Origin of the sequence: Lachnotalea glycerini (assembly GCF_003201285.1) — a bacterium.
Lineage (GTDB): Bacteria > Bacillota > Clostridia > Lachnospirales > Lachnospiraceae > Lachnotalea > Lachnotalea glycerini.
On the sequence record NZ_QICS01000010.1, the window covers coordinates 125,258 to 148,918 of the forward strand.

Annotated in this window: 30 protein-coding genes and 1 pseudogene; all 31 read left to right on the top strand. The window is 35.3% G+C overall.

The genetic code is table 11. The annotated features are described in order from the left end of the window. Positions 1-79 precede the first annotated feature (79 nt). Positions 80-793, top strand: a complete 714-nt coding sequence (locus C8E03_RS16525) for a hypothetical protein (RefSeq protein ID WP_110291618.1) — start codon at positions 80-82, stop codon at positions 791-793. Between the two features lie 374 nt (positions 794-1,167). Then, the gene (locus C8E03_RS16535) at positions 1,168-1,557 is read left to right on the top strand and encodes a hypothetical protein (protein WP_110291620.1); all 390 of its coding nucleotides are present in this window, start codon (positions 1,168-1,170) and stop codon (positions 1,555-1,557) included. Between the two features lie 283 nt (positions 1,558-1,840). Continuing rightward, a complete protein-coding gene (locus tag C8E03_RS16540; protein ID WP_110291621.1) occupies positions 1,841-2,221 on the top strand; it encodes a hypothetical protein in 381 nt (126 codons plus the stop codon). A gap of 282 nt (positions 2,222-2,503) precedes the next feature. Further along, positions 2,504-3,016, top strand: coding sequence for a DNA-packaging protein (locus tag C8E03_RS16545; RefSeq protein WP_110291622.1), 513 nt, complete (start codon positions 2,504-2,506; stop codon positions 3,014-3,016). Positions 3,017-3,030: 14 nt separating this feature from the next. Beyond that, positions 3,031-3,945, top strand: a complete 915-nt coding sequence (locus C8E03_RS22765) for a phage terminase large subunit family protein (protein WP_330410850.1) — start codon at positions 3,031-3,033, stop codon at positions 3,943-3,945. A 45-nt stretch (positions 3,946-3,990) separates the two neighbouring features. Beyond that, a pseudogene (locus C8E03_RS22770) lies at positions 3,991-4,806 on the top strand (terminase gpA endonuclease subunit). After that, the gene (locus C8E03_RS16555; RefSeq protein ID WP_207657813.1) at positions 4,703-5,434 is read left to right on the top strand and encodes a phage major capsid protein; all 732 of its coding nucleotides are present in this window, start codon (positions 4,703-4,705) and stop codon (positions 5,432-5,434) included. The pseudogene C8E03_RS22770 and the gene C8E03_RS16555 overlap by 104 nt, the downstream one beginning before the upstream one ends. An 18-nt stretch (positions 5,435-5,452) precedes the next feature. Further along, positions 5,453-5,782 (top strand): DUF2190 family protein, encoded by a 330-nt coding sequence (locus C8E03_RS16560; protein WP_110291623.1) that lies wholly within the window; start codon positions 5,453-5,455, stop codon positions 5,780-5,782. Between the two features lie 10 nt (positions 5,783-5,792). Next, positions 5,793-6,122, top strand: a complete 330-nt coding sequence (locus tag C8E03_RS16565) for a hypothetical protein (protein ID WP_110291624.1) — start codon at positions 5,793-5,795, stop codon at positions 6,120-6,122. Then, complete coding sequence (locus C8E03_RS16570; protein WP_242993605.1) at positions 6,122-6,451, top strand: hypothetical protein; 330 nt, start codon at positions 6,122-6,124, stop codon at positions 6,449-6,451. The genes C8E03_RS16565 and C8E03_RS16570 overlap by 1 nt, the downstream gene beginning before the upstream one ends. Further along, positions 6,448-7,050, top strand: coding sequence for a hypothetical protein (locus tag C8E03_RS16575; protein ID WP_242993607.1), 603 nt, complete (start codon positions 6,448-6,450; stop codon positions 7,048-7,050). Before C8E03_RS16570 ends, C8E03_RS16575 begins: the two co-directional genes overlap by 4 nt. A 1-nt stretch (position 7,051) precedes the next feature. Then, on the top strand, positions 7,052-7,516 hold the full coding sequence (locus C8E03_RS16580) for a hypothetical protein (protein WP_110291625.1): 465 nt from the start codon (positions 7,052-7,054) through the stop codon (positions 7,514-7,516). After that, on the top strand, positions 7,513-7,824 hold the full coding sequence (locus C8E03_RS16585) for a hypothetical protein (protein ID WP_110291626.1): 312 nt from the start codon (positions 7,513-7,515) through the stop codon (positions 7,822-7,824). The genes C8E03_RS16580 and C8E03_RS16585 overlap by 4 nt, the downstream gene beginning before the upstream one ends. Before the next feature lie 12 nt (positions 7,825-7,836). After that, positions 7,837-9,291, top strand: coding sequence for a phage tail sheath family protein (locus C8E03_RS16590; RefSeq protein ID WP_094376310.1), 1,455 nt, complete (start codon positions 7,837-7,839; stop codon positions 9,289-9,291). Positions 9,292-9,293: 2 nt separating this feature from the next. Beyond that, positions 9,294-9,806 (top strand): phage major tail tube protein, encoded by a 513-nt coding sequence (locus C8E03_RS16595; protein WP_094376309.1) that lies wholly within the window; start codon positions 9,294-9,296, stop codon positions 9,804-9,806. Next, positions 9,806-10,156, top strand: a complete 351-nt coding sequence (locus tag C8E03_RS16600; RefSeq protein WP_110291627.1) for a phage tail assembly protein — start codon at positions 9,806-9,808, stop codon at positions 10,154-10,156. Before C8E03_RS16595 ends, C8E03_RS16600 begins: the two co-directional genes overlap by 1 nt. A 129-nt stretch (positions 10,157-10,285) precedes the next feature. Further along, positions 10,286-13,705 carry a phage tail tape measure protein gene (locus tag C8E03_RS22270; RefSeq protein WP_242993608.1) on the top strand — a complete coding sequence of 1,140 codons (3,420 nt, stop codon included), beginning with the start codon at positions 10,286-10,288 and terminating at the stop codon, positions 13,703-13,705. 167 nt (positions 13,706-13,872) lie between these two features. Beyond that, on the top strand, positions 13,873-14,379 hold the full coding sequence (locus tag C8E03_RS16610; protein WP_110291628.1) for a hypothetical protein: 507 nt from the start codon (positions 13,873-13,875) through the stop codon (positions 14,377-14,379). 12 nt (positions 14,380-14,391) lie between these two features. Then, positions 14,392-15,105, top strand: coding sequence for a hypothetical protein (locus tag C8E03_RS16615; RefSeq protein WP_110291629.1), 714 nt, complete (start codon positions 14,392-14,394; stop codon positions 15,103-15,105). 164 nt (positions 15,106-15,269) lie between these two features. Further along, positions 15,270-15,476: a tail protein X gene (locus C8E03_RS16620; RefSeq protein ID WP_110291641.1), complete on the top strand. Its 207-nt coding sequence runs from the start codon at positions 15,270-15,272 to the stop codon at positions 15,474-15,476. Then, positions 15,476-16,735, top strand: coding sequence for a LysM peptidoglycan-binding domain-containing protein (locus C8E03_RS22515; protein WP_110291630.1), 1,260 nt, complete (start codon positions 15,476-15,478; stop codon positions 16,733-16,735). The genes C8E03_RS16620 and C8E03_RS22515 overlap by 1 nt, the downstream gene beginning before the upstream one ends. Positions 16,736-16,749: 14 nt before the next feature. Further along, positions 16,750-17,439 (top strand): hypothetical protein, encoded by a 690-nt coding sequence (locus C8E03_RS16630; RefSeq protein ID WP_110291631.1) that lies wholly within the window; start codon positions 16,750-16,752, stop codon positions 17,437-17,439. Next, the gene (locus C8E03_RS16635; RefSeq protein ID WP_110291632.1) at positions 17,430-17,705 is read left to right on the top strand and encodes a phage tail protein; all 276 of its coding nucleotides are present in this window, start codon (positions 17,430-17,432) and stop codon (positions 17,703-17,705) included. The genes C8E03_RS16630 and C8E03_RS16635 overlap by 10 nt, the downstream gene beginning before the upstream one ends. 76 nt (positions 17,706-17,781) lie before the next feature. Further along, complete coding sequence (locus C8E03_RS16640; protein ID WP_242993611.1) at positions 17,782-18,936, top strand: baseplate assembly protein; 1,155 nt, start codon at positions 17,782-17,784, stop codon at positions 18,934-18,936. Beyond that, positions 18,929-19,501 carry a phage tail protein gene (locus C8E03_RS16645; RefSeq protein ID WP_170123035.1) on the top strand — a complete coding sequence of 191 codons (573 nt, stop codon included), beginning with the start codon at positions 18,929-18,931 and terminating at the stop codon, positions 19,499-19,501. The genes C8E03_RS16640 and C8E03_RS16645 overlap by 8 nt, the downstream gene beginning before the upstream one ends. Positions 19,502-19,503: 2 nt before the next feature. Continuing rightward, entirely contained in the window at positions 19,504-20,733 is a 1,230-nt protein-coding gene (locus tag C8E03_RS16650) for a phage baseplate protein (RefSeq protein ID WP_110291634.1), read from the top strand. Positions 20,734-20,886: 153 nt separating this feature from the next. Beyond that, positions 20,887-21,021: a CD1375 family protein gene (locus C8E03_RS22625; RefSeq protein WP_278321194.1), complete on the top strand. Its 135-nt coding sequence runs from the start codon at positions 20,887-20,889 to the stop codon at positions 21,019-21,021. Between the two features lie 82 nt (positions 21,022-21,103). Then, a complete protein-coding gene (locus C8E03_RS16655; RefSeq protein ID WP_110291635.1) occupies positions 21,104-21,853 on the top strand; it encodes a DNA adenine methylase in 750 nt (249 codons plus the stop codon). A gap of 269 nt (positions 21,854-22,122) precedes the next feature. After that, positions 22,123-22,818 carry a hypothetical protein gene (locus tag C8E03_RS16660; RefSeq protein ID WP_110291636.1) on the top strand — a complete coding sequence of 232 codons (696 nt, stop codon included), beginning with the start codon at positions 22,123-22,125 and terminating at the stop codon, positions 22,816-22,818. Between the two features lie 145 nt (positions 22,819-22,963). Next, positions 22,964-23,437 carry a phage holin family protein gene (locus C8E03_RS16665; protein ID WP_110291637.1) on the top strand — a complete coding sequence of 158 codons (474 nt, stop codon included), beginning with the start codon at positions 22,964-22,966 and terminating at the stop codon, positions 23,435-23,437. Positions 23,438-23,476: 39 nt separating this feature from the next. After that, a partial coding sequence (locus C8E03_RS16670) for a GH25 family lysozyme (protein ID WP_278321195.1) occupies positions 23,477-23,661 on the top strand: 185 nt, incomplete at its 3' end.

Sequence of the window (23,661 nt, forward strand, 5' to 3'; positions counted from 1 at the left end):
ATAACATTAGCTATTGTTGTATAATTTAATATGTCTATAAAGATAGATAAAAAAGCACATAGAAAGGTAATATCATATCATGAAAAAAATATTAAAAAAAGCCGTAAGTATAACTTTAGCAATTTGTTTAACCTTTTCTGCTGGATCAACATCACAAGCTTTTAGTAATGTAACAAATGACACTAATTACTATTTGGAGAATCTTAGCAATCAATTTGATACAATGACTGCCGAAGAGTTAAATCAATATATAGGTGATAATATACAAGAATTAGAAAATCAAAACTCGCAATCCTTAAATCAAATTCCATGTAATAAAAGCACCAGTACTAAGGTATCTGCAATATGGTTAGCAGGTGCAAAATATATGGAAAAAAAAGGAAATACATGTACAGCTAAATTACTTGAATACTCTGTTTTAGGTAAAAATTATACCGAAACTCAAATATCACCAAATGGATTATTCGCAAAAAAAATTGTTACATCATCTGCATTTACAAGTTATTTAAAAAAAGTGAAAAATAATAAGGCACCCGCAGGAATTGCCTTTGAAAAAAGTGATAATGCAGATTTATTTTATGCATTACATTATACTGATGCAAGCACCAAAGTTAACTTTGCAGGAACAGTTCTTGCAACTTACAATGTTACAATAACAGATACTTTTGATTTTTCTCTAAGCACAGATGATTATAAAGATATCATCACTACTAGTGCTAATAACTATGCATGGTTTTCTCAAAACACAGGTGCTTTAAATGTAATAGATGTTAAAATATCATTCACAAAATAGTAAAGTAAAAAGAGAGGTAGATGCTTTTGTATTTAATTTTATCTTTGTCAGGATGTGTTATTGGAATAATTTTAGTCATAGCAACAATAATTTTTAGAAAACGTATTGAACCATCAGTAATGATAGCTCTTATAGCTTTTGGAATAATTATAACTATGTTTTGTGCAGGACTTATTTTAGTTCTTCTTCCCGTTACTTTTGGATTTACATTACAAGACTAGCATTTTAATAAATATTCTAAGCTGTTTAGTCCTCTGAAAAAACTAAATAAAGTAATATAAAAGTACCGTATTCAGTAAATGAAGCGGTATTTTTTAATACAAAAATTATAACGATAAACTAGGCGTTAGCAAAGTAAGAAAAGAGGTGATAAATTGCCAAATAAAAGAAAATTAAAATTAATGAAATACAATATAGATGATGATTTATATCAAGAATTATTTTATTTTTGTAAGCGTTACAAACAAAGAGAAGATGATATAAATAGTATGTATGGATTAACAAACATCAATACGGATGGAATGCCAAAAGGAAACAGCATTGGAAGCCAGACAGAGGCAAAAGCAATGCGTATTTTAAAATTTAGAAAGGAAAATGAATTAATTGAGCAGTCTGCCATTGAAGCAAATCCATATATCTATCAGTACATATTAAAGAATGTCACACAAGGTATATCTTATGATTACATGAAAGTACCATGCGGGAGAAGACAATTTTACGAGAGTAGGAGAATCTTCTTTAAAATTCTTTCCGAAAAAAGGTAACACAAAGGACGTTATTATGATTTATTATGTTATTGTGATATTCAAAAATACATGAATGTCCTCCTACAAAAGTTAACAGCGTATTAACACTATAAACTGTAGTCTCTATAAAACGGAGAGCCATTTTTGACACACCCTGCAATTTACGATTCGGAGTGTTTGGTATATGTTTCAGTACATAAATATAAATTGTGATAAATGTGTTTACAAATGAAGAATATAGTAGTAATATGATTATATAACTAGACAATTTGTTAAATAAACACAATTAGGAGGGGTTTTAATGAAGCGAGCAAGAAAATTAATAGTAATGGTGTTAGTATTGACATTTTTGATTTCTACAACTTGTTATGCAGTTTATTGTAAAAAAATTTCAATTGATAATTACACAAGATCATATTCTACAGGCACATTACAAAGTAATGGAGATATGTTAATTAGTTTATCCACATATCAAAATTATGTCAATAATCGTGCAACTTTAGAGGTACAACGTTTGGTTGGAAATGAATGGAAGACTGTAAAATATTATAGAAAAACATTAAATGTAGGTTGTTATACATCCTATTCTTATCTACTTAAGGATTGTGGTGGAACTATAAGAGTAGTTTTTACTAGTGATAGTAGAGTGCATCTTGAAGGTTGGATTCAATATTTCAATTGATTACATATTAAAATCAAAACTGAAGCATCCCTAGGGGTGCTTTTTTCACACTTCAAAACGAAGAATAAGAAGTGGTAATTGAAGCCAAGAGTGTGAATCTTAAACTAAAAAAGGTACTTTCCACCCCTACCCTCCCCCTCGGGGCAGAATGAGCGCATAGTTTTCCACTTTCCGGTAAAAAAAGTTATGCACTTCCTTCCGCTTTTTGGTTCTGAAAATAGCAAAAAAAGATTATGTTTTTTAGATAGATTTTTAAGGTGAAAAATGAGGTGATTTTATTCAATGATTGTAAATCAAAAACAGCTCGCAAACATGCTTGGAATCACGGATAGAAGAGTTCGGCAATTAAGAGAAGAAGGTCTTTTTAACTTCGCTGAAAATGGCCGTGGATATTGCCTCGAAAAGTGTATTCCAGAGTACATTGACTTTAAGATAAAAGCGGAAGTGGGAACGGGTACATTAGTCATTAAAGAGAAAGAACAAGCAGAGCACGAAAGAATTAAAAAAAAAATATCAAAATTGAAACTAAGAAAGTTAAAAAAAGAACTTCACGAAGCAACAGACGTGGAGTTCTTTTTGAGTGAAATGCTGATAAATTTTAAAAATAGATTAATGTCGATACCATCTAAAATAGCAATTCAAATGGTTGGAGAAGAAGATATTAACAAAATAACAGAAATATTAAATTATGAAATGTTAGAAACATTAGAAGAATTATCAGAGTATGATCCAGATGTGATTAACAACGATAATAATATGGATTATGATGATGAGGAACCAGAAGACGAGGAGTAAGAGAAGGTGAGGGAGTGAGTAATGAGACAATACGTTCAAGGCAAAAAACAAATAATCTGTTCAGACGTGTATTAAGAAAGACACTTGCAAGACCTGAGCAATTAACAGTAAGCCAATGGGCAGAGAAATATCGTGTTCTTGACGAAGCAAGTGCATTACCAGGTAAATGGTCCAATGATGTAACTCCTTATCTAAAAGAAATTATGGATTCTTTTAATGATCCTTACATAGATGAAATTAATTTTTGCAAGCCAACACAGGTAGGAGGAACAGAAGCATTAATAAATATGGTTGGATATATTGTGACACAAAATCCATCGCCAACTATGATTGTATATTCAAATGATAACTTGGCAAAGGATATTTCAAATGACAAATTAAAGCCAGCATTTCGCAAAAGTCCAGCAATCAGAGAACGTTTCTTTGAGGGGAATTCAAAAGAATTAAACCTGAAATTCAAGGGAATGAATCTATATCTTAGGAGTGCTGGTTCTCCTGGACAATTGGCATCAAAGGCAATTAAATATTTACTATTTGATGAAATAGACAAAATGGGAGGAGCTTCTAAGAAAGAGGCTTCTCCTTATAATTTGGCAAAGGAAAGAACGAAGACGTTTCGACATGCACGAAAAATATATACTTGCTCCACACCAACATTAAAGAGTAATTACGTTTGGAGATTGCATGAGGCAGCAGAAGAACAAAGACATTACTTTGTGCCGTGTCCTCACTGTGGCGAATTTATTGAATTAAAGTGGGCGCAGGTAATCTTTGCAGAGGACAAAGAAAAGAAGATGACAATATCCCAAAGAGCCAGTACAGCAATCTATGTATGTCAAGCTTGCGGATGTGGAATCGAAGATAAACAAAAGCCAAATATGCTTAAAAAAGGAGAGTGGAGAGCAGTAAAGAAAAGTAGCACTGGCTAAGCAAAAAGCGTATCGTTCTGGCTTAATTCATTATATAGCGTTTTTGTGAAATGGTCAGATGCCACAAAAGAGTGGCTAGAATCGCAAGGTGATCCTGAACTTCTACAAAACTTTGTAAATTCATGGCTAGCTGAGCCGTGGGAAGATACGAAATTAAAAACCAATGCCGATTTGGTAATGGAAAGGCAAACAGAGTACGAAGAATTTGTTATCCCAGATTGGGCTAAAATGCTTACTGGCGGAGTGGATGTACAAGAAACAAGCCTTTATTGGGTGATAAGAGCATGGGGAGATCATATAACCAGTCAAGAGATTGCACATGGCCAAGCTTATTCTTTTGCAGAAGTAGAAAGAGTTATGAATCTGGAATATCAAAAAAGCGATTGAACAAGGATGCTTGTAGAGTTAGCTTTTATTGATTCAGGAGATCAGACGGATGAGGTGTACGATTTTTGTGCTATGAACAGTGATTGGGCTTTACCTTGTAAAGGTTCATCTGGACCAATGCTGTCTCACTATAAATTAAGCAAAGTAAATAAACCAGATTCCAAGGCATATGGAATGGTTCTTGTATTAGTAGATGGTGGAAAGTATAAAGATATGATTGCCGGAAGAATGATGAAAGAGAATGGCAGAGGTGCTTGGATGGTGCATAAAGACTGTGACAGAGAATATGCAAATTAAGTCACAGCAGAACATAAAGTTACAACCAAAGTAGGTAATCGAGTAACGCAAGCTTGGATAAAGAAAACATCCCATGCCGACAATCATTATCTGGATTGTGAAGTGTACGATATGGCTGCAGCAGATATCAACTTATGGCCGCCAATTTACTATGACAAGAGAAGCATTTATCAATGATGACATTGACTTCCTAAGTAAGATTCCATCTAAATATGCAGCGTCTGCAAGAAAGACAATTAACAAACAAGTTTATCAAATTATGGTGAATAATCCTGCTATCTATGATGGTACTGCATTGTTTAGTGCGCTACATAAGAACTTAATTACTATGGGTACCGGCATTACACAAGAAGCAGTACAGAAAATGTTTATGGCACTTCAATTGCAGACTGATCAGTTTGGTGAAGCAATTATTGTTCGTCCGGCTTATATTGTTGTTCCGATTGGCTATTCCTTTGATATGTACGCTTTATTTGAAAGTCCAACTATACATACTTCAGGAAACACACAGGCAGCAAATCCTCTATACCGTTATCGAAGTATGATTGAAGTAGTTGAAGATCCAACACTTAATGTATTAGTGAAGAATGGAAAAATGCCGTGGTTTATAGTTGGTGATAAAGCAGATACCGATTCCATCGAAGTAGATTACTTAAATGGTCAGGAAGTTCCAACCATTCGAAGAATGGAAACACCAGGAACCTTGGGCTTTATTTGGGATATTTACTTAGATTGGGGGATCAGTGTTATGGATTATCGCGGTTTAATTAAGAATCCGGGAATTGAATTGTCTAACAGTCTCTAATAGAAAGGAGAGAATCATATGAGTAAAGCAAGTTATTGGCAAAGAGGAGAAAGTTTGGATTATAAAAACACAACAGGTGAGATGATCCAAGCAGATACGATTGTAACCTTAGATACAAGAATCGGCATTGCCGGTAAGGATATTGGAAACAATGAGATAGGTTCGCTCCATGTGGTAGGAGTATACGAAATGCCAAAATTACAAACCGATGATATTTTATTTGGGGCAGCCGTATATTATGATGGAACACAAATTACACTGTCACAAGATGGAAATACACCTGCGGGATATGCAGTGCAAGCAGCGGGAATAGACACAACAAAAGTACTTGTAAAATTATTAGGATAGGAGGGATAATATGAGATTAATCGCATTGTACCCTATTCTATTTGAGTCACATCAATATCAAGTAGGCGATATCTTACCAGCACATAGTGAAGCAATGGTAAAAGCATGGCTGGAAGCAGGGACGGCAAAATGGGCAAAAGATGAGTCACAAGAAATGGAAGAACCGCCACAACAAGAAGCTGACAAAACACAAGATAATTTGGTGAAAGAGGAAAGTTGCACCGGTGCAACTGAATCAGAGGAAGAGATAAAAGAGTATTCTCCGGAGGAAGTTAAGAAAGGAAAAGAAGCAATTGGCCGTTCTGCTAAAACAGCAGCAAATACGAAAGGAAATAAATAATGGGAATGTCATTTAAAGATGTAATACAGTCAGATATCAATCAATTATTTATTCATCCACAGGAGTTTGGTGAAGAACATCTGGTAGATGGCAAAACCATGAATGTTATTATTGACAATTACGAGCAGATTGAACGAGAAAAACGTGGTACAAATATAGGAGAGGGACTGTTTACAAAACAAGCCCTTTTTTACGTTTCTCAAGAAGAGTTTGGAAAACTTCCAAAGATAGGAAGACAAATGATGTTTGATTCTCAAAAATATCTTGTCAGTGATGCGTTAAATGAAGATGGCATTTACTCGATTTCATTGGAGGCGATTCGAAGTTGATTGAAATTAGGCTAGATGAAAGAGAACTGGAAAAGATTGAAAAAAAACTTGGAACTATGGAGGATGATGCTAGAAATGTACTAAGAAAAGCCATAAATGATACGGCGAAACAAGCTAGATTAAGAATAACGAAACAAGCGCAATTGACTTATGCAGCAAGGCAGGGAAGATTTAATAAACATATGAAAATCGAAAATGCCAGAAAAGCAAGTCTGGTAGCAACAATTAAAGCGACCGGAGAAGCAACGGAATTAATGGATTATAAAACATCTCCGACAAAGGTTCCCAGTCCCACAAGCAGGCCGGATGTAACAAGAGCAAAAGTAATTAGAAAAAATTCCATGAAAGATTTAGAAAAAGGAGATATCAAAGCTTTTGTGGTCAGATTTAAAAGTGGCCATGTTTCGGTTGTACAAAGAGTACCGGGAAAAACTATGAAAAGCAATCCTAAAAAAGAATTTTTAAGAAAGCTATTAAGTCCCTCTATACCTCAAATGGTGGGAAATGAGAAACAGGTTTATAACATAGTGCAACCAAATATATACAAAGATTTGCAAGAAAACATTGATAAACATATTAAAAAGGTATTGGGTGATTAACATGACACCATTGGAACTTAGGCATGATTTAGCATCAGAATTAGAGACAATTCTAAATCATATGAATTTCAAAAATCAAGAAGGAAATGATTGCAAATTAAATATCATGGAACAAAATCTTCCAGTGCAAATGGATGATGATGATACTGATCCCTATCCATATTTACTAGTTCGATTAATGGATGGGGAAATGTCAGAGGAAGAGATAACACAATCGGTATCAATCAATTTAATCATTGGAATTTATAGCGATGATACAAATGCACAAGGGGCAGATTTTGTTTTGAATGTCATTCAAGATATTATTTGTAGATTTAGAAAATGCCCTATTTTAAATAAGAAATATGTATTGAATCAGAAGTTAAAGTGGGCACTTCAAACAGATGATACCTATCCATACTATTTTGGTGGTATGGAATTAAATTGGCAGGCACCAAACATACAAAGGGAAGGAATATATTCATGAAAAAGGCAGTTTCTAATATTAACGAAGAAATTATTGTGTCAGATTCTGACACAGAGAGGGAGGTAAAGACAATAAAAGAGAACTGTAAAACTACGGTTGTTTATATTGGACCTACTATTGAAAATATAGTTACCCAAAATATTGTTTTTAACAATGGGATACCACAATATTTAAGAGAAGAAATGCTAAAGCAGCCCTTAATTAGCAACTTGATTGTACCGATTGGGCAGCTTGCAGGTGCTAGAAGTGAGTTAAGAAATCCCCAAAGCACCTTAAGCATTGTATACAATAAAATTAAAACAAAATAGGAGGAACAGAGAATGGCAACTACTTACAAACATGGGATTCGAGTACAAGAAAATCCCACAAGCTTCCCATCACCTGTGAAAGGTTCGGCAGGGCTGCAAGTCATATTCGGAACAGCACCAATTAATCTTGCGGATGATCCCTATAGCACCGCGAATCAACTTTTTTTAGTCAATAGCTTCGAAGAGGCGCAGACTTATTTGGGGTATAGTTCAGATTATGAAAGTTATTCATTATGCCAAAGCATGGATGCATCATTTAAAATCTTTAATATAGCACCGATTATTTTATGCAATGTACTGGATCCGGCAAAGCATAAAAAGTCAAATGCAGCAGTTGATTATTCTGTTATGAATGGTCAGGCACTCATTAATATCAAGGGAATTTTACTTGATACGGTAGTAGTAAAAAGTGAAAACAGTACATTATATAACAATGTTGATTATGTTCTTTCCTTTGATGATGACGGATATGTAGTAGTGTCATTGCTTGCAGCCGGTTCTGCATCAGCAGCAGTGACACTCACAATTAACAGTACAAGTATTGATCCTACAATGGTAACGAGTGCTGATATAATTGGTGGATATGATGCTGAGACAGGAAAGGAAACCGGAATAGAATTAGTAAGAAAGGTGTATCCAAGATTCAATTTAGTACCGGGATTACTTTTAGCACCGGGATGGAGTCATATTACAGAAATTGGAGCAGCATTAGATGCAAAGTGTGAAGCAATCAATGAAGTCTATAATTGCGAAAATATCCTTGATATAGACACAACAACAGCAAAAAAATATACAGATGTTGCAGAGTGCAAATTATCGAATGGATACACCAGTAAGCATTCAATTGTACTCTGGCCAATGATTTCTGTTAATGGTGTAATGTTCTACTATTCAGCTATTTACGGAGCGTTAGTAGCCTATACTGATGCAACGAATGATGATGTGCCAAGTCTTTCCCCATCGAATAAAATTTTAGGAGCGACTGGAACCGTTCTAAAAGATGGAACAGAGGTAGACCTAGATCAGGCACAGGCAAATGTACTTAACAGCAAAGGAATAGTGACTGCAATTAATGATTCAGGGTGGCGCTCTTGGGGAAATAACATGGCATGCTATCCTGACAACACGGATCCAAAAGATAGATGGATCTGTTGCAGAAGATTTTTTACGTGGTGGGGAAATACTTTTATTTTAAGCTATAAAGAAAAAGTAGATAATCTATTAAATTATGCACTTGTTGAGTCGATTGTAGATGCAGAAAATATCAGAGGTAACAGTTACGTTTCACAGGGAAAATGTGCCGGAGCCAAGATGCAGTTTAACCTTGAAGATAACCCAAGTGATCAGATTCTGGAAGGAAAAATACAATTTAAGCAATGGTTGGCACCATATACACCTGCAGAGGATATTCTAAATATATTAGAATTTGATCCAACCATGATTGAAACGGCATTAGGGGGTGAATAAAAATGATTCCAGAAGTAGTATATGCATTTAATGTATATAAGTCAGGAAATAAATTAATCGGATTAAGCGGAGGTGTTACATTACCGGACTTTGAAGCCATGACAGACAGCATTAGTGGCGCAGGATTATTAGGGGAATTTGACACTACTATTTTAGGTATGTTCGGAAGCTTGGAGCAGGAAATACCGTTTCGGGCTTTGGATGAAGACATATTCTCATTCATGGATCCAACGGAAATGGTTGATTTAAATTTAAGATCAACAAGACAGATGCTTGACGAGAAGACAACAGCAGTGGATTTTTCCAATATGAGAATTGCAATGAGAGGAAAACTTAAAAAATTCAAGCCGGGAAAAGTGGAACAGGCAACACAAATGGACTGCTCCGTAACTTTAGAAATTCTCTATTTTCTAATTGAAATAAATGGTGAGAGTAAATTTGAGTTAGACAAGCTGAATTTTATTTACAAAGTAAATGGTAAAGATATCTTAGAGAAAGTGAGGAAATACATATAATGGAGAAAAATAAGACAGAAGTAGTAGCAGTACTTGATGAAAACAGTGAGGTTATTGAAAATGAAAGGATTGTTCAATTTAGCAGGCCTTATTCCTTTGAGGGAAAAGAATACAAAGAAATTGATCTGACCGGATTAGACAACTTAACTGCGTCCGACATGATCGCGACACAAAAAGTATTAGAGCGTTCCGGCTCGTTTTCGGTTATGCCGGAAATGAGTTTAGAATATGCTTGTATCATTGCGGCCTCTGCAACGAGTCAGCCAGTGGAATTTTTTAAAGGATTAAGTCCAAAGGATGCAATTAAGATCAAGAACAGAGTAACAGGTTTTTTTTACGGAGCGGATTAAATCCTAAGGATGGAAAAGAGCTTAGAAAAATTATAATCAGATTATCAATACGTCTACAGACAGGAATAGATTACTTATCTAACCTGTCTGTTTTTGAGTTAAAAGAAATTGTAAAAGAGGTGAGTGAGATTGGCAAAGAACAAAGAGTACGAAATGGCAATAAAAATCGCAGGAGAAATTGAAAATTCATTTTATAATAGCACTAAGCTTACAAAAAAGGAACTTCAAGCAATTGCCAAGACCGCCGCTTCCACTTCTTCAACGGTAGATAAGTCATTTAGAACAGGATTTAACAGTGTCGGAACAGGTTTTGATAAAATTGAAAACTTAGCCAAAAAAGCCTTTCAGGTTACTGCAAAAGTTGCAATGGTTGCAGCATCAGCAGTGACAGCAGTTGCAGCAGGAGCGATTCAAGTAGGAACAGCATTTGAAGAACAAATGTCTACCGTAAAAGCGTTATCAGGAGCTACAGACACAGAATTTAATTCTTTAAATGAAAAAGCAAAGGAGCTTGGTGAAAATACGAAATTCAGTGCAACAGAAGTAGGACAGGCAATGGAATACATGGCAATGGCAGGTTGGAAAACTTCTGATATGCTGGGAGGATTAGAGGGAATTCTCAATCTAGCGGCAGCCAGTGGAGAAGATTTAGGGTCTGTTTCTGATATCGTAACGGATGCATTAACGGCCTTTGGATTAAAAACATCCGATTCAGCACACTTTGCAGATGTCCTTGCCGCCGCTGCGACTAATTCAAACACGAATGTAGGGATGATGGGAGAAACCTTTTCTTATGCAGCTCCTTTGGCAGGAGCATTGGGATACAGTATTGAAGATACGGCAATCGCAATAGGACTTATGGCCAATTCAGGAATAAAGGCAAGTGCAGCAGGTACCAACTTAAGAAAAATATTTGCAGAAACAACAAACGGTGCCAAAATAAGTGCAGCAGCATTTGGAGATATGACGATAGCAACAACGAATACTGATGGTAGTATGAGGGATTTAAAGAGTATTATATCAGACTTAAGAGGGTCGTTCTCACAAATGACAGAAAGCGAAAAAGCGATTAATGCAGAGTCTATTGCAGGTAAAACGGCAATGAGTGGATTACTTGCCATTGTGAATGCATCGGAAAGTGATTACGATAAATTGACAGAAGCAATTTACAACTGTCAAGGTGCTGCTGAACAAATGGCAGAAGTAAGAATAGATAATCTGAATGGAGATGTAACCTTATTAAAAAGTGGAATGGAAGGTCTAGGAATTGAAATTTATGAACAAATGAATACTCCACTTCGGGACAGTGTACAAGGTGTTACTGAATTTGTTGGAGCACTCAACAGCAAGCTAAAAAGTACCAATATTATTTCTAACATTGCAACAACAATAAAAAATAATATTCCTACTATAAAAAGAGAGCTTATGGATGCAGGTAAAGCAATATATGAGTTTTCAGAGCCTTTTATCAATGTAGCTAAATTTATTCTAAAAAACCCGGATGTTATCGTTTCTACATTAGTAGGTATTGGGTCAGCACTTATGTCTTATAAAGTAGCAAAGGGTATTTTGGGCTTAGTTGATTCTTTTAAAGCCTTGGGCTTAGTATTGACAAATCCTTTTGCAGCAGCTATTACAGCAGTAGCGTTAGCCATAGGGGGAGCAGCAGGTATTATCACTCATATTAAAAAAGCGAATCGGGAAATGAAAAAGCAAAATCTTGCAGAACATTTTGGCGATATTGCACTTTCCATGGAGGAACTGAATGAAGTTGCAAGTTACGTAGTTTCAAACGATAATCTTGGGCAGGTTCGTGAAGCATTATCCGCATTTGAAGAATTAGATGGAATACAAGCCACAATAAGTGATTCTGTGGAAGCAATCAATCGCGCAAATTGGAAAGTATCAATTGGAATGGAGCTTGATACGAAGGAACAATCAGATTATCAGGAACAAATTCAGTCTTACATATCAGGTGTACAAAGCTTTGTAGAACAAAGGCAATATGCCGTTAATCTTGCCGTTGGAGTCCTGACGGATGATGATTTAGAAGGAAATAATATGATTAATCAAGTCAATAGCTTCTATGCAGATAAACAGCAAGAGCTTGCAGACCTTGGAGCGAAGTTAAACCAAACAATCACCGATGCTTTTCAAGATGGGTTACTTGATATGGATGAAGTAAAAGAGATTACAGAACTGCAACAACAAATGGCAAAAATTCAATCCGCAGTGGCAGGAAGTAATTTTGATGCGAACTTAAATCTTTTGCAGTTGAAATATGGTGGCGGCGAACTTGATGCAGATGCCTTTCAAAATCTACAAGGTGAGATACAAAAACAAGCAGAGAAAGCAATTGCGGATTATGATCAAGCTTATGCTCAAGCTGATTCCGCTTTAATTACAAGGTTGGACGAAGGAAATATGAGCTTAGATGAATATAATGCTCAAAGTGCTGAATTAAAAGAAAACTATCTTAAACAGGTAGGAGATATTAAATTAAAAGCAGCTAGTTTTCAAACAGATATCATCATGCAGCAGTATCAAGATGAAATTGGTGATTTGGTTCCGCAGATGCAAAGCAATATGGAAAATGCTTTGGGTGAAACCATTAACTACATTGATTGGAGTGGAAATGCAGTCAATGGTTGGAGCTATGATCAAATATCACAATGGTTGGATATTGATGGATTAGATAAGACAACAAAGAGTGCATTAAAAGAGCTATGGACCAGTATGCAGCCACAGCTTGCAGGATTAGAAGAACTAAAACAACAATCTGTAGAGGCAGGAAAAGAAGTTCCGGCTTCGGTATCCAATGGGATTAAGGATGTATCTAGCATAGGTATTCTAGTTGGTGACGAAAACGCTATGTTTGCCGCCATAGGAGAAGCGGCTGCAAATAGCGAAGAGTATAAAGAAGTACTGCAGCAAATGCAGGAAAACGGTACTTATATTCCAGAAACGATTGCGACAGCGATCACACAGAATCAGCCTGCGATTGATGATTCCATCAATACGTCATGGCAAGCAACAAAAAATAGAATAGAATCGACATTTGGGATTGGCTTAAACGTTGATGTGCCAGTGAATGTCAATCTAAACACAAGCAACAGTGGAAGCCCCAATTATGCATTTAAAGACCCTTATGCAACGCTAGACGGTCATGCTGATGGTGGAATTTTTCACACTCCCCACATTGCATGGTTTGCGGAAGATGGACCAGAGGCAGCAATACCGCTTGATGGTTCGCAAAGGGCAATTAGCCTATGGGAAACAGCAGGTGAGATGCTTGGAGTATATAGTGATTATAATATGCTAAGTAAGGAGGATAGTTTTTCTTCTCTGTCTGATGGGTTAGAAGCTGCGGAGACAACCAATTACAATTCGCAAAGTGGTGCTCACATTACATATAGTCCCACGCTTCAATTTTATGGAGGTACACCTAACAAACAGGATATTGTAGAGGCAGGCAGAATGAGTCAGGATGAATTTAATTCAATGATGCAGAGGTACGAGAAAGATATAGGCAGGTTGTGCTTTGTATAATCAAAAAGTTTACAACAGCATTATATTAATGAGTATAACCTATGCATACGATACAGCTGCAATTAGTATATCCTTTATATGATTTCGTCTATAAAACTTGACACAATATCATATAAGCGATACTATAAAAAAGTAATATCATAATATTTAGGAGGTAATATAATAATATGGGTAAAAAGAAAAATACAAAGTTCATTGTGGGATTTTTTATGACCGTAATGTGTTTTGCAATGTTTAATGTAAGCGTAAAGGCGGAATCACTGACAAATTCTACAACTAAATCGTATTTATTTGCAGTAGCGGAAGGAGGGTGGTCATCCATCAATATGAAAGTTATGTATAGTGAGAATTATACTAAAAGCGGAAACTATAATAAATTTACCAGCCGTTCAAAATCTGTTTTATGTACGAGAGCGTATGCCACGTCGTGTCCAGAAGTTTATATACTTAATGTAAAACATTCCAATGATAAAACTTTTTCAGACTGGACCATAGGTAGTATGATTTTTGACTCCTCAAAATGGAATGAAGGATTCTATTATACAAATTCCAGTTCAGTAAAATATATAAATACAACCAACGTTACTGGAAATCTACCTTTTGAAGTATATTGTAGTGGGGCTACTCCAACATATAATATGGGTTCTGTAAGTTTATCTTTAAATACGAAGTAGGGAGAGATTATTATGAATTTTAAAAACAAAAAAATAAAATACAGCTTAGGTATCATTTTACTTTTGTCTTGTTTGATTATTGGAGGTTCGGTTTTAGCAAGACCATCTGATGGGTCTATACTAGCTGAATGGGGTGATTATCTTAAAAATAATGCAGATGTGAATGACTTACAAGAAGATGATATTTATGCGAGAGGGAAGAATACTGTTATTACAAATTCGGAGATAGACCAAACAACAAAATTCTTTATGATATCTGGTCTTGATGAAGAGGAAGCAAATATTAAAGCAATAGAATATTGTAAAGAAAGAGAAGCATTATATCAAGCAGCCATTCAAAATGGTTACACTGTTACAGATGAAGAGGTATGGGAGTATTTGGATCAATTAAAAGAAGTATTGAAAGGCGCAAGTAATAAAGATGATGCTATGTCCATTATAAACCAATTTGATTCTGAAGATGATTACTGGAATTATGAATTTACAGTATATCAAAAAAACCTACCAATACAAAACTATGTAGCAGATTTAGAAAAAAATTATTTCAAAGATTCTAATATATCAAACGATTCTATTAGCTCAAATAAAGGCTCCCAAAATTCGACTGATTCGGAAAGTGGGGATTTAGAATATGACTCTGGAAAAGAGGAAAAATGGCAAACATCTTTTGATGAACTTAAAAAAGATTTAGTAGCAGACGAAGATTTTGAAGTAGTAAATCAATAACAATAAAATGGTAAAAAATTTTGTTGAATAATTAGAATATGATAAATAGAATCAATTAATAAATAATAAACGATTGATATGTGATAGACCTTTCAAATGAGAGGTCTATTATTTTGCAGTTTTTTACAGAACAAATTTTAGCTTTGACCAGAAAAGAGGATTTTATGAACACATACACAACGATACAAGGGCAGACATGGGATATTATTGCATTAGAAGTCTATCGCTCAGAATTTTATGCCGGTTACTTAATGTCTCAAAATGGCAAAGCGCTGAATTACTTTATTTTTCCGGAAGGAGTTATATTAAATATTCCAGAGTTACCGGAGAGTGAAGCAACCGTGGAACAACCGGACTGGAGGAGCGAATAATGGCAACCATAAAACCAAGACAGACAAATGTCATTGTAAATTATGATGGAAAAAATCTGGATCATAAAATTAGCGCTTATTTAGAGAAATATGATTTTACAGATGTTGCAAGCGGTGAATCAGACAATATAAATATAACTGTGTCTAATCGTAATAAGAAATGGCTTTCAGCTTGGAAGCCATCCAAAGGAGATACATTAAAAGCTAAAATTCAACAAAAATATTGGCAAAACTTTGCAGGAAAGAAAAAGAGCATTACAACAAATTGCGGCTGTTTTGTTCTGGATGATTTGTCTTATAGTGGAAGACCATTGACATGTACAATGAGTGCAGTCAGTATTCCAACAGATGATGCATTTAACTCGGATGAGGTAACCAGAACCTGGGAAAATGTTACGCTAAAAGAGATTGCAAGGACAATAGCAGAGGATGCAGGAATCCGTTTATTCTATGATGCAGAGGAAATTTCAGTTGAAGGTATAGAGCAAAATAATCAAACCAATTGCAAGTTTTTGTACAGTCTTAGCAGTGAGTATGGATTGGCCATGAAAGTATATTCCAATAAAATTTGTATCTTTGATGAAGAGACGTATGAGAACAAAGGCTGCGTTGCAACTATTTATGAAAAAGATATGATTAACTGGAGCTACAATACAACGATAGCAGGAACCTATTCAGGAGCTAAATTCAGCTTTACAGATCCAACCGATAACAGTGAATACATCGTTAATATTGGAGAGGGAAACCGGATAAAAAATATCAATGTCACAGCCAGTAATTTAGGAGAAGCAGAAGCAAAGGGTATTGCAATCTTAAACAATGAGAACAAAAAAGCAACGACAATGAGTGTAACGATTCCGGCGAATCCCAATATTTATTCAAGTACAGTTATAAAAGTGAAAGGCTTAAGTAATCTGAATGGCAGATATTATGTGGATAAAGTAAAACATAATATTGGGGGAGCTTATACCATGACTTTAACACTTCGCTTCATTCAGAAAAGAATAAAAACAGTTTCCATTGAAGCAGTAAGCACAGCAACCCAAAATGCTGCCTCAGAGGGCACACAATATACGATTGTAAGCGGTGACACTCTATGGGCGTTAGCAATCAGATTTTACGGTTCAGGAGTTCTTTACACGAAACTATATAATGCCAATACAGATATTATTGAAAGTAAGGCGAAAGAGCGTGGGAAAAGTAATTCGGACAATGGACATTGGATTTTCCCTGGTACTGTCATTACTATACCAGCATAAGGGGGAAAGATAAAATGAGCAATACTAATATTCGAATTGCAAAAGTATCAAGCGTAAATTACCAAACTGGAATGCTAAGAGTTACCTATACGGATAAAGGAAAAGCAGTTAGTACAGAGCTTCCATACACAAATCAAAATTCAGAGTATTTTATGCCGAATGTTGGAGAGTATGTTCAGGTGAATTTACTGAGTAATGGAACTACAAAAGGCTTCGTTACAGGAACTTATTGGGGAAAAGGCAATCAACCGCCAGAGAGCGGAAAAGGAATATACCGAAAAGACCTTTCAAAGACTCCTGGAGCTGCCCTAATTCGATATGACGATGGCACAGGAGATTTACTGATAAAAGGTGCTAATGTACATTTAAATGGTGTCAATCAGGCTAAAATGACAGCTCCTTATCTAGATGTGGCTTGTAATTATGAAGCAGCAATCGAAGTACCTAAGATGAAATTATCCGGTAAAAAAACGGAACTGGATTCTTCACAAACGGAACTTGTTATGAAGCTAAAAAGCTTAGAAAAAAGTATAGAGGAGCTGCTGAAAATTTCAGGTAATAATGCAGAGGTTGAATTTTTAGAAAAATTAAGTTTAAAGGCAGCAGAGCTTCAATATGAAATAGCAGGTATTTCCATCACTTTCAGTCAAATTATAGAACGCATTGAAGCGGTGGAAGAGAAAGTAGGGATAACATGGCCATAGGAAATCTTGGAAAATTAATCACTTTCCAGACAAGTGATCAGCGCATTTTAACATTCTCTGACATGCAACAAAATGTAAGTGGCCGTTGGAGTACGCACAATCGAATTATGAGAAAGCCATTTAGTGAGTTTAATGGAGCAGAGTTAAGAAGCATTACATTTACCATAAATCTTGATGCGATGCTAGGAGTAAGACCAAGAAAAACTTTGGAACAAATAGGAAAAAAGAGCACAAGTAGCGGATGTCACATATCACACCAATTATGATACAGGGCAATTAGAACCAATCATATTATTAGGAGCTGCTGATCATTACAAAGAGGTTGGGGAGGATGAAGAATAAATGAGCACGATTAAGAAAACTTTGCAAAACTATCCTGACATTAGCTTTATTGAGAATAAGACACTTGAAACCGTAGTGAATGAGATGATTAATGACTTTACAGCAAAATATGAAGAGGAAACAGGAAGAACCATTTCTTTAACAGAAGCAAATCCAGATCGACTTATTTTATATGCAGCGGCACTACAAATCTATCAAGTATATCAATATATCGACCATGCAGGAAAGCAAAGCTTATTAAAATATTCGTATGGAGATTTTCTGGAAAATATAGGAGCACTGAAACAAATTAACCGAAATGAAGGGAATGCAGCTACAGTACAATTAATGTTTGAATTATCCGGTGAACAGCCATCAATTATTACAATTCCAATGGGGACTAGGGCAACGGCAGGGGATGGTATCTATTTTTACACAAAAGAAACAGCACAGATTAAGGCAGGTAAGGTAAAAGTAACGGTTACTGCTGTGTGTGACAAAATCGGAAGTAAGTATAATGGTTATGTGGCAGGAAGTATTAACACGTTGGTTACACCGATTGCTTTTGTTTCAAAAGTTTCAAATGTTGATATTTCGACTGGAGGAAGTGATAGAGAGGAGGATGATAGCCTGGCAGAAAACATTTACTTGGCTCCGTCCTCTTATTCTGTAGCAGGTCCGGGGGATGCTTATAAGTACTGGGTAAAGCATTATAATTCCTCCATTACAGATGTTTATGTGGATACACCGGAGCCATGCAAGGTAGATATCCGTTTTATTCTAAATGATGGCGAATTACCAAATGAAACACTTGCAAATGAAGTACTTGCCTATATTAGTGATGGAACGAAAAGGCCGCAGACGGATTATGTGAGTGTTGGTGCTCCTACATTGGCAGACTATGATATTGATTTGATTTACTACATTAATACAAGTGATGCGAACAAAGCAGCCACGATTCAAAGTGAAGTGAATATTGCCATTCAAAGCTATATCTCATGGCAAAAAGCAGTCATTGGAAGGGATATTAACCCTTCTTATTTAATTTCTAAGATAGTGGACGCAGGCGCAAAAAGAGTGGAGATAATATCCCCTGTTTTTGAAGCTATCCCCAATACTGCACTAGCAAATCATGTATCAAAAAATATTATTTATGGAGGACTGGAAGATGATTAATTTATACGATAGTCAGATAACAGATATTCTTCCGGACAATCTAAAGAAAAATGCAGATAATATTGCCATTAGCTATGCTCTATCGAATCAAATTAAGAAAGCTTTGGAATATTCCAAGAATACTTGTGTCTATGCATGTATTGACCAATTGCCACATGAAATATTAGATTTACTGGCTCTGGAATTTCGGACACAATACTATAATCAAAATCTTTCCATTGATGTTAAAAGGATTTTAATTAAGAATACGCTGCCTTGGTATGAAAGAGCCGGAACACCATCTGCAGTTGAGGAATTAACAGCAGCGGTATTTGGATATGGTAAAGAAGCGGAATGGTACGAATATGGTGGAAAGCCGGGTTATTTTAAAATACAGGCAACCAATCAAAGTATTAATGGAAAACAGCAAAAAGAGTTTTTAAAAATGCTAGATAATATAAAAAGAAAGTCAGCATGGCTTGACAGCATTGAAATTATTACAGATGGAGAAGCCAAGATTCATATATTTTATGCCACAGTGGATACTTCATTTGAATTTTCAAAGCCTGTTAGAATAGGAGGTTAGACATGGCTGTATTTGATGATGTGTTAACGACAGAAGGACAACGGTTCTTAATGAAGATGCTGTCAGGAGAAACACAAAATATACAATTTACAAGATTAGTACTTGGTGATGGAAGTACCTCAGCAGATTTGAAATCCATTGTTTCACCCATTCACCAAGTAGCGGAAGTTGCTATTGATAGTGTTACAATATCAGCTCAAAATGATGTAACGATTACCGCAATATTTAAAAATACGGATATAACCGAAGGGTTTTACATGCGCGAAAAAGCGATATTCGCATCAGATGGTACAAAAGAGGTTCTTGTATTATATGCGAATGCAGGGTCACTAGCAGAGTATATAGAACCATCTACATCGGAAGTGTATGAGAAAATCCTGCGTAGTATTCTTTTGTTTAGCCAGAGCGATAAGGTAAATATAACAATGTATGATTCGGGTTATGCAAATGCACTAGACTTTCAAAAGCATATTGAAAATGAAAGCATACATGTAACAGGTGAAGATAAATCCAAATGGAATGAACATTTAAATTGTATAGCTACTACAACTTCTAGTGGACATATTAAGATTGGAAAAGGATTACAAGTGCAAAATGGTGTTACAAGTGTAAATTTAAGCGCGTTAATTGATGCCATTTATCCAATCGGAACCGTATATACAAGTGTAAAGGATGTATCGCCAGAAGTCTTTCTTGGTGGAAAGTGGGAGAGATTTGCAGAGGGGAGAACTACAGTTGGTGTTGATTTGAACAATAGTAATTATAATGCGGCAGGAAAAACTGGAGGAAGTGCAACAACAAGATTAAACGCATCGAATGTACCATCACATACTCACAACTTTAACTGGACAGGTAAACCGAGTGGTTCAGCCAGTACTAATGTTGCAATTTATGAAAGTGGTAATCACATTCATACGGCAGGAAGCTTAACTGCTAATGATACCGGCCTGACAGGGTATATAGGAAATATCATAACGGAAAGGGAAAGTGGTATAACGTGTTCCGGCGTTTTTAGTCAAAGAACCAGTGTAAGCTCTTCACGGTATGGAGGCGGTACACAATCCAACAAAGCTCCGGATTTTGCAGACTTTAATGCCACACATGGACATAGTTTACGTGGTAATACCGAATGGGGAGGTCAACATGGACATACAGCAGCCGCTTCTACAATATTAAATTTTAATAATATGACAGTAGCAGGAAATACAAGTGCAGTTAACAGAGGAGGTTAGCAAATATAAAATGGAGCTAACTAAAACTCAGATGGCAATAGCTGAAATATATGAAACAATAGATTTAAATAAAAAGTAAAAGAGTTATAGCAAGAAGTTTTCACTTCTTCCTGCTTAACATATAAATAAAATTTAAGAAAGGGGTGAGTATGTATGGAATATATTTATGCATTTTTAATTATCAAAGGCGAAAAAACAATGACACAAGTTCCGGACAAGCTACAAAGTTCTGTCAAACTGGCATTGGAAAGTCTTGATTGTGGTAACTTAGCCATAGAAGATTCATAAATGCTTTTTTATTAGAATATCACCTACAATGATACTCAATACAACAACACAATACAAAAGATAAGAAAGGTGATGAAACATAATGAATAGTTATATTTCGTGGATTGGCGGCAAGAAGTCACTACGTAAAAAAATATTAGAACAGTTTCCAAATTCAGAAGAATACGATAGATATATTGAAGTATTTGGAGGTGCAGGCTGGATTTTATTCAGCAAGGAACGCCATGCAGCAATGGAGGTTTTTAATGATATTAATGGTGAGTTAATTAATTTATATCGCTGCATAAAATATCACTGTGAAGCACTACAAAAAGAGTTGGAATGGATGTTAGTTTCAAGAGAGCAGTTCTTTGATAGTAAAGAACAAATCAATGCCAGAGGCCTGACTGATATTCAAAGAGCAGCCAGGTATTTTATTTTAATCAAAAACAGCTTTGGTACAGATTTAAACTCTTTCGCTATGAGAGGTAAGAAGCTAGAGAACAGCATAGATTACTTATCTTGCGTAAAAGATAGATTACAAACTACTGTGATAGAGAATAAAGATTTTCAAAATCTTATCAAAACATATGACAGGGAAGAGGCATTGTTTTATTTGGATCCGCCATATTATGGGACAGAAAAATACTACAATGATAAATTTGAAAAGGAGGATCATATTCGCCTAAAAGAAACATTAGATAAAGTGAAAGGAAAATGCCTTTTATCATATAATGATTGTCAGTTTATTCGTGAGCTGTATCAAGAGTATAATATGGTAGCAGTTGACAGACAGCATAATTTGAAATCATCTGGTGAGCGATATCAAGAATTAATTATAAAAAACTATTAAATGAAGCCTTTGGGCTTATTTTTTTCATGGCCATGCAAAAAAGTTAAATAGGTTATTCACATGAAATAAGCTCTATTCAGGAAGCTGGTAACAGCTTTAATGGGTGATTTGCCTGTAATATCATAGTAATTCGGTACTTTAACTTGATACACAATGATACATTAATACATGTTATATTTTGTCTACAAATTAATAGCTGACTGAACAGCGTAAAAAATGTTATTTGTATTTAGAACTAAAAATTTATTTAATTATAGGAGGATAAAAATATGCAAATAACAGAAAGCGGATTAAAAAGACCAGAGATTCAGGAAATTAATATTGAATCATTTGGGGAGAATATTACAATTTTAGATGAACATTTAAGAAATACCGATATTCATGTAAATGCAGGAAAAATAGCAGAGATTACCGAACCAGATGAGCTAGCACAAATTGACAGTACTGATACAAATAGTACGATGTGGGGAAAAATCAAAAAGAGTATCAGCGAAGTTAATAATCATGTAGATAAGGTAGCATCAGATACTAAATTAGGCCATATTAAGATTGGTACTGGTTTGCAAGTATCAGAGGATGGAAAGGCAAAAGTTAAGATTGCAAATAATTTAGAAACAGATGATTCTGAAACGGCACTTTCAGCAGCAATGGGACTTGAACTAAGCAAAGAGTTATATGACACATTGAATCCTACAGAATTTAAAGAATGTGTAAATTTCACCAGTATAGTTGGCACAAATAACAACATTACGAGTACTAACGGAATATTATATCCTGATATAGAGGATAAAGCTATTACAATTACTGCGGGTGAGGTATTGGGGGTAATGGATTTAACGACAGAGCAATTGGGTAAGTTGACAACAAGAAAGTATGATAGAGGATTTATAATTACAAGCTATGATGAAACTCTTAGCAAAAAATTGGCTAATAGAAGTGTATTATTAAAAATATTAGTTAATTAAAAAAATATAAAAAGCACCTTTCGGGGTGCTTTTAAATCAAAATATAAACTTATACAAAGACCGCAGAGGTCTTATTTTTATGCCAAAAGGCAGAAATGCAGCAGATTATAGAAGAAAACAAATAAAGGAAAAGAGGTAAAGGACTATGACAAAATTAACAGAATTTCATAACACAACAAATTTAATTTATGGCACAATTGCAACAATTGGAGCTGCACTATTAGGGAGATACTGGTTTCTATTCCTTGGATTTTTAGTAGCCAATATCATAGATTATACTACCGGCTTTATCAAAGCAAAATACTATTTGAAGAATGAAAGTTCAGCAGTCGGAGCAAAAGGAATCTTCAAGAAAGTTTGGTATTGGGTGGTGATTTGTATTGCCTTTTTTGTTTCCATTGTATTTAAGGATATGGGAAACATGGTGGGAATTGATTTAGGCTTTGTAGTACTGTTTGGGTATTTCACGTTGGCTACATATTTGATTAATGAGTTACGCAGCATCTTGGAAAACGTAGTTGCTATGGGAGCTAATGTACCAACATTCTTAATCAAAGGACTAGATATCGTCAATAAGAAAGTAGAAGATATAACAAATTCAGGTACAGAGGGTGAATAATCGCCCTCTTTTTAAACGTAGAAAGAGAGGTTAATAGAGATGGAGAAAAAAATCATTGATGTATCACAATGGAATGGAACTGCTAATTGGAATAAAGTAGACTGTGATGGTGCCATTATAAGAATCGCCTATAGGGGATATACAGCAGGAACAATCAAGCAGGATAATATGTTTTTAAGTAATATACAAGGTGCAACTGCTAATGACATTCCTGCAGGCATCTA

Bases quoted from the DNA above. Each gene is read 5' to 3' on its own strand.
- C8E03_RS16525 (WP_110291618.1), top strand. From the start codon at position 80: ATGAAAAAAATATTAAAAAAAGCCGTAAGTATAACTTTAGCAATTTGT.
- C8E03_RS16540 (WP_110291621.1), top strand. From the start codon at position 1,841: ATGAAGCGAGCAAGAAAATTAATAGTAATGGTGTTAGTATTGACATTT.
- C8E03_RS16545 (WP_110291622.1), top strand. From the start codon at position 2,504: ATGATTGTAAATCAAAAACAGCTCGCAAACATGCTTGGAATCACGGAT.
- C8E03_RS16555 (WP_207657813.1), top strand. From the start codon at position 4,703: ATGCCGACAATCATTATCTGGATTGTGAAGTGTACGATATGGCTGCAG.
- C8E03_RS16560 (WP_110291623.1), top strand. From the start codon at position 5,453: ATGAGTAAAGCAAGTTATTGGCAAAGAGGAGAAAGTTTGGATTATAAA.
- C8E03_RS16565 (WP_110291624.1), top strand. From the start codon at position 5,793: ATGAGATTAATCGCATTGTACCCTATTCTATTTGAGTCACATCAATAT.
- C8E03_RS16570 (WP_242993605.1), top strand. From the start codon at position 6,122: ATGGGAATGTCATTTAAAGATGTAATACAGTCAGATATCAATCAATTA.
- C8E03_RS16580 (WP_110291625.1), top strand. From the start codon at position 7,052: ATGACACCATTGGAACTTAGGCATGATTTAGCATCAGAATTAGAGACA.
- C8E03_RS16585 (WP_110291626.1), top strand. From the start codon at position 7,513: ATGAAAAAGGCAGTTTCTAATATTAACGAAGAAATTATTGTGTCAGAT.
- C8E03_RS16590 (WP_094376310.1), top strand. From the start codon at position 7,837: ATGGCAACTACTTACAAACATGGGATTCGAGTACAAGAAAATCCCACA.
- C8E03_RS16595 (WP_094376309.1), top strand. From the start codon at position 9,294: ATGATTCCAGAAGTAGTATATGCATTTAATGTATATAAGTCAGGAAAT.
- C8E03_RS16600 (WP_110291627.1), top strand. From the start codon at position 9,806: ATGGAGAAAAATAAGACAGAAGTAGTAGCAGTACTTGATGAAAACAGT.
- C8E03_RS16610 (WP_110291628.1), top strand. From the start codon at position 13,873: ATGGGTAAAAAGAAAAATACAAAGTTCATTGTGGGATTTTTTATGACC.
- C8E03_RS16615 (WP_110291629.1), top strand. From the start codon at position 14,392: ATGAATTTTAAAAACAAAAAAATAAAATACAGCTTAGGTATCATTTTA.
- C8E03_RS16620 (WP_110291641.1), top strand. From the start codon at position 15,270: ATGAACACATACACAACGATACAAGGGCAGACATGGGATATTATTGCA.
- C8E03_RS22515 (WP_110291630.1), top strand. From the start codon at position 15,476: ATGGCAACCATAAAACCAAGACAGACAAATGTCATTGTAAATTATGAT.
- C8E03_RS16630 (WP_110291631.1), top strand. From the start codon at position 16,750: ATGAGCAATACTAATATTCGAATTGCAAAAGTATCAAGCGTAAATTAC.
- C8E03_RS16635 (WP_110291632.1), top strand. From the start codon at position 17,430: ATGGCCATAGGAAATCTTGGAAAATTAATCACTTTCCAGACAAGTGAT.
- C8E03_RS16640 (WP_242993611.1), top strand. From the start codon at position 17,782: ATGAGCACGATTAAGAAAACTTTGCAAAACTATCCTGACATTAGCTTT.
- C8E03_RS16645 (WP_170123035.1), top strand. From the start codon at position 18,929: ATGATTAATTTATACGATAGTCAGATAACAGATATTCTTCCGGACAAT.
- C8E03_RS16650 (WP_110291634.1), top strand. From the start codon at position 19,504: ATGGCTGTATTTGATGATGTGTTAACGACAGAAGGACAACGGTTCTTA.
- C8E03_RS22625 (WP_278321194.1), top strand. From the start codon at position 20,887: ATGGAATATATTTATGCATTTTTAATTATCAAAGGCGAAAAAACAATG.
- C8E03_RS16655 (WP_110291635.1), top strand. From the start codon at position 21,104: ATGAATAGTTATATTTCGTGGATTGGCGGCAAGAAGTCACTACGTAAA.
- C8E03_RS16660 (WP_110291636.1), top strand. From the start codon at position 22,123: ATGCAAATAACAGAAAGCGGATTAAAAAGACCAGAGATTCAGGAAATT.
- C8E03_RS16665 (WP_110291637.1), top strand. From the start codon at position 22,964: ATGACAAAATTAACAGAATTTCATAACACAACAAATTTAATTTATGGC.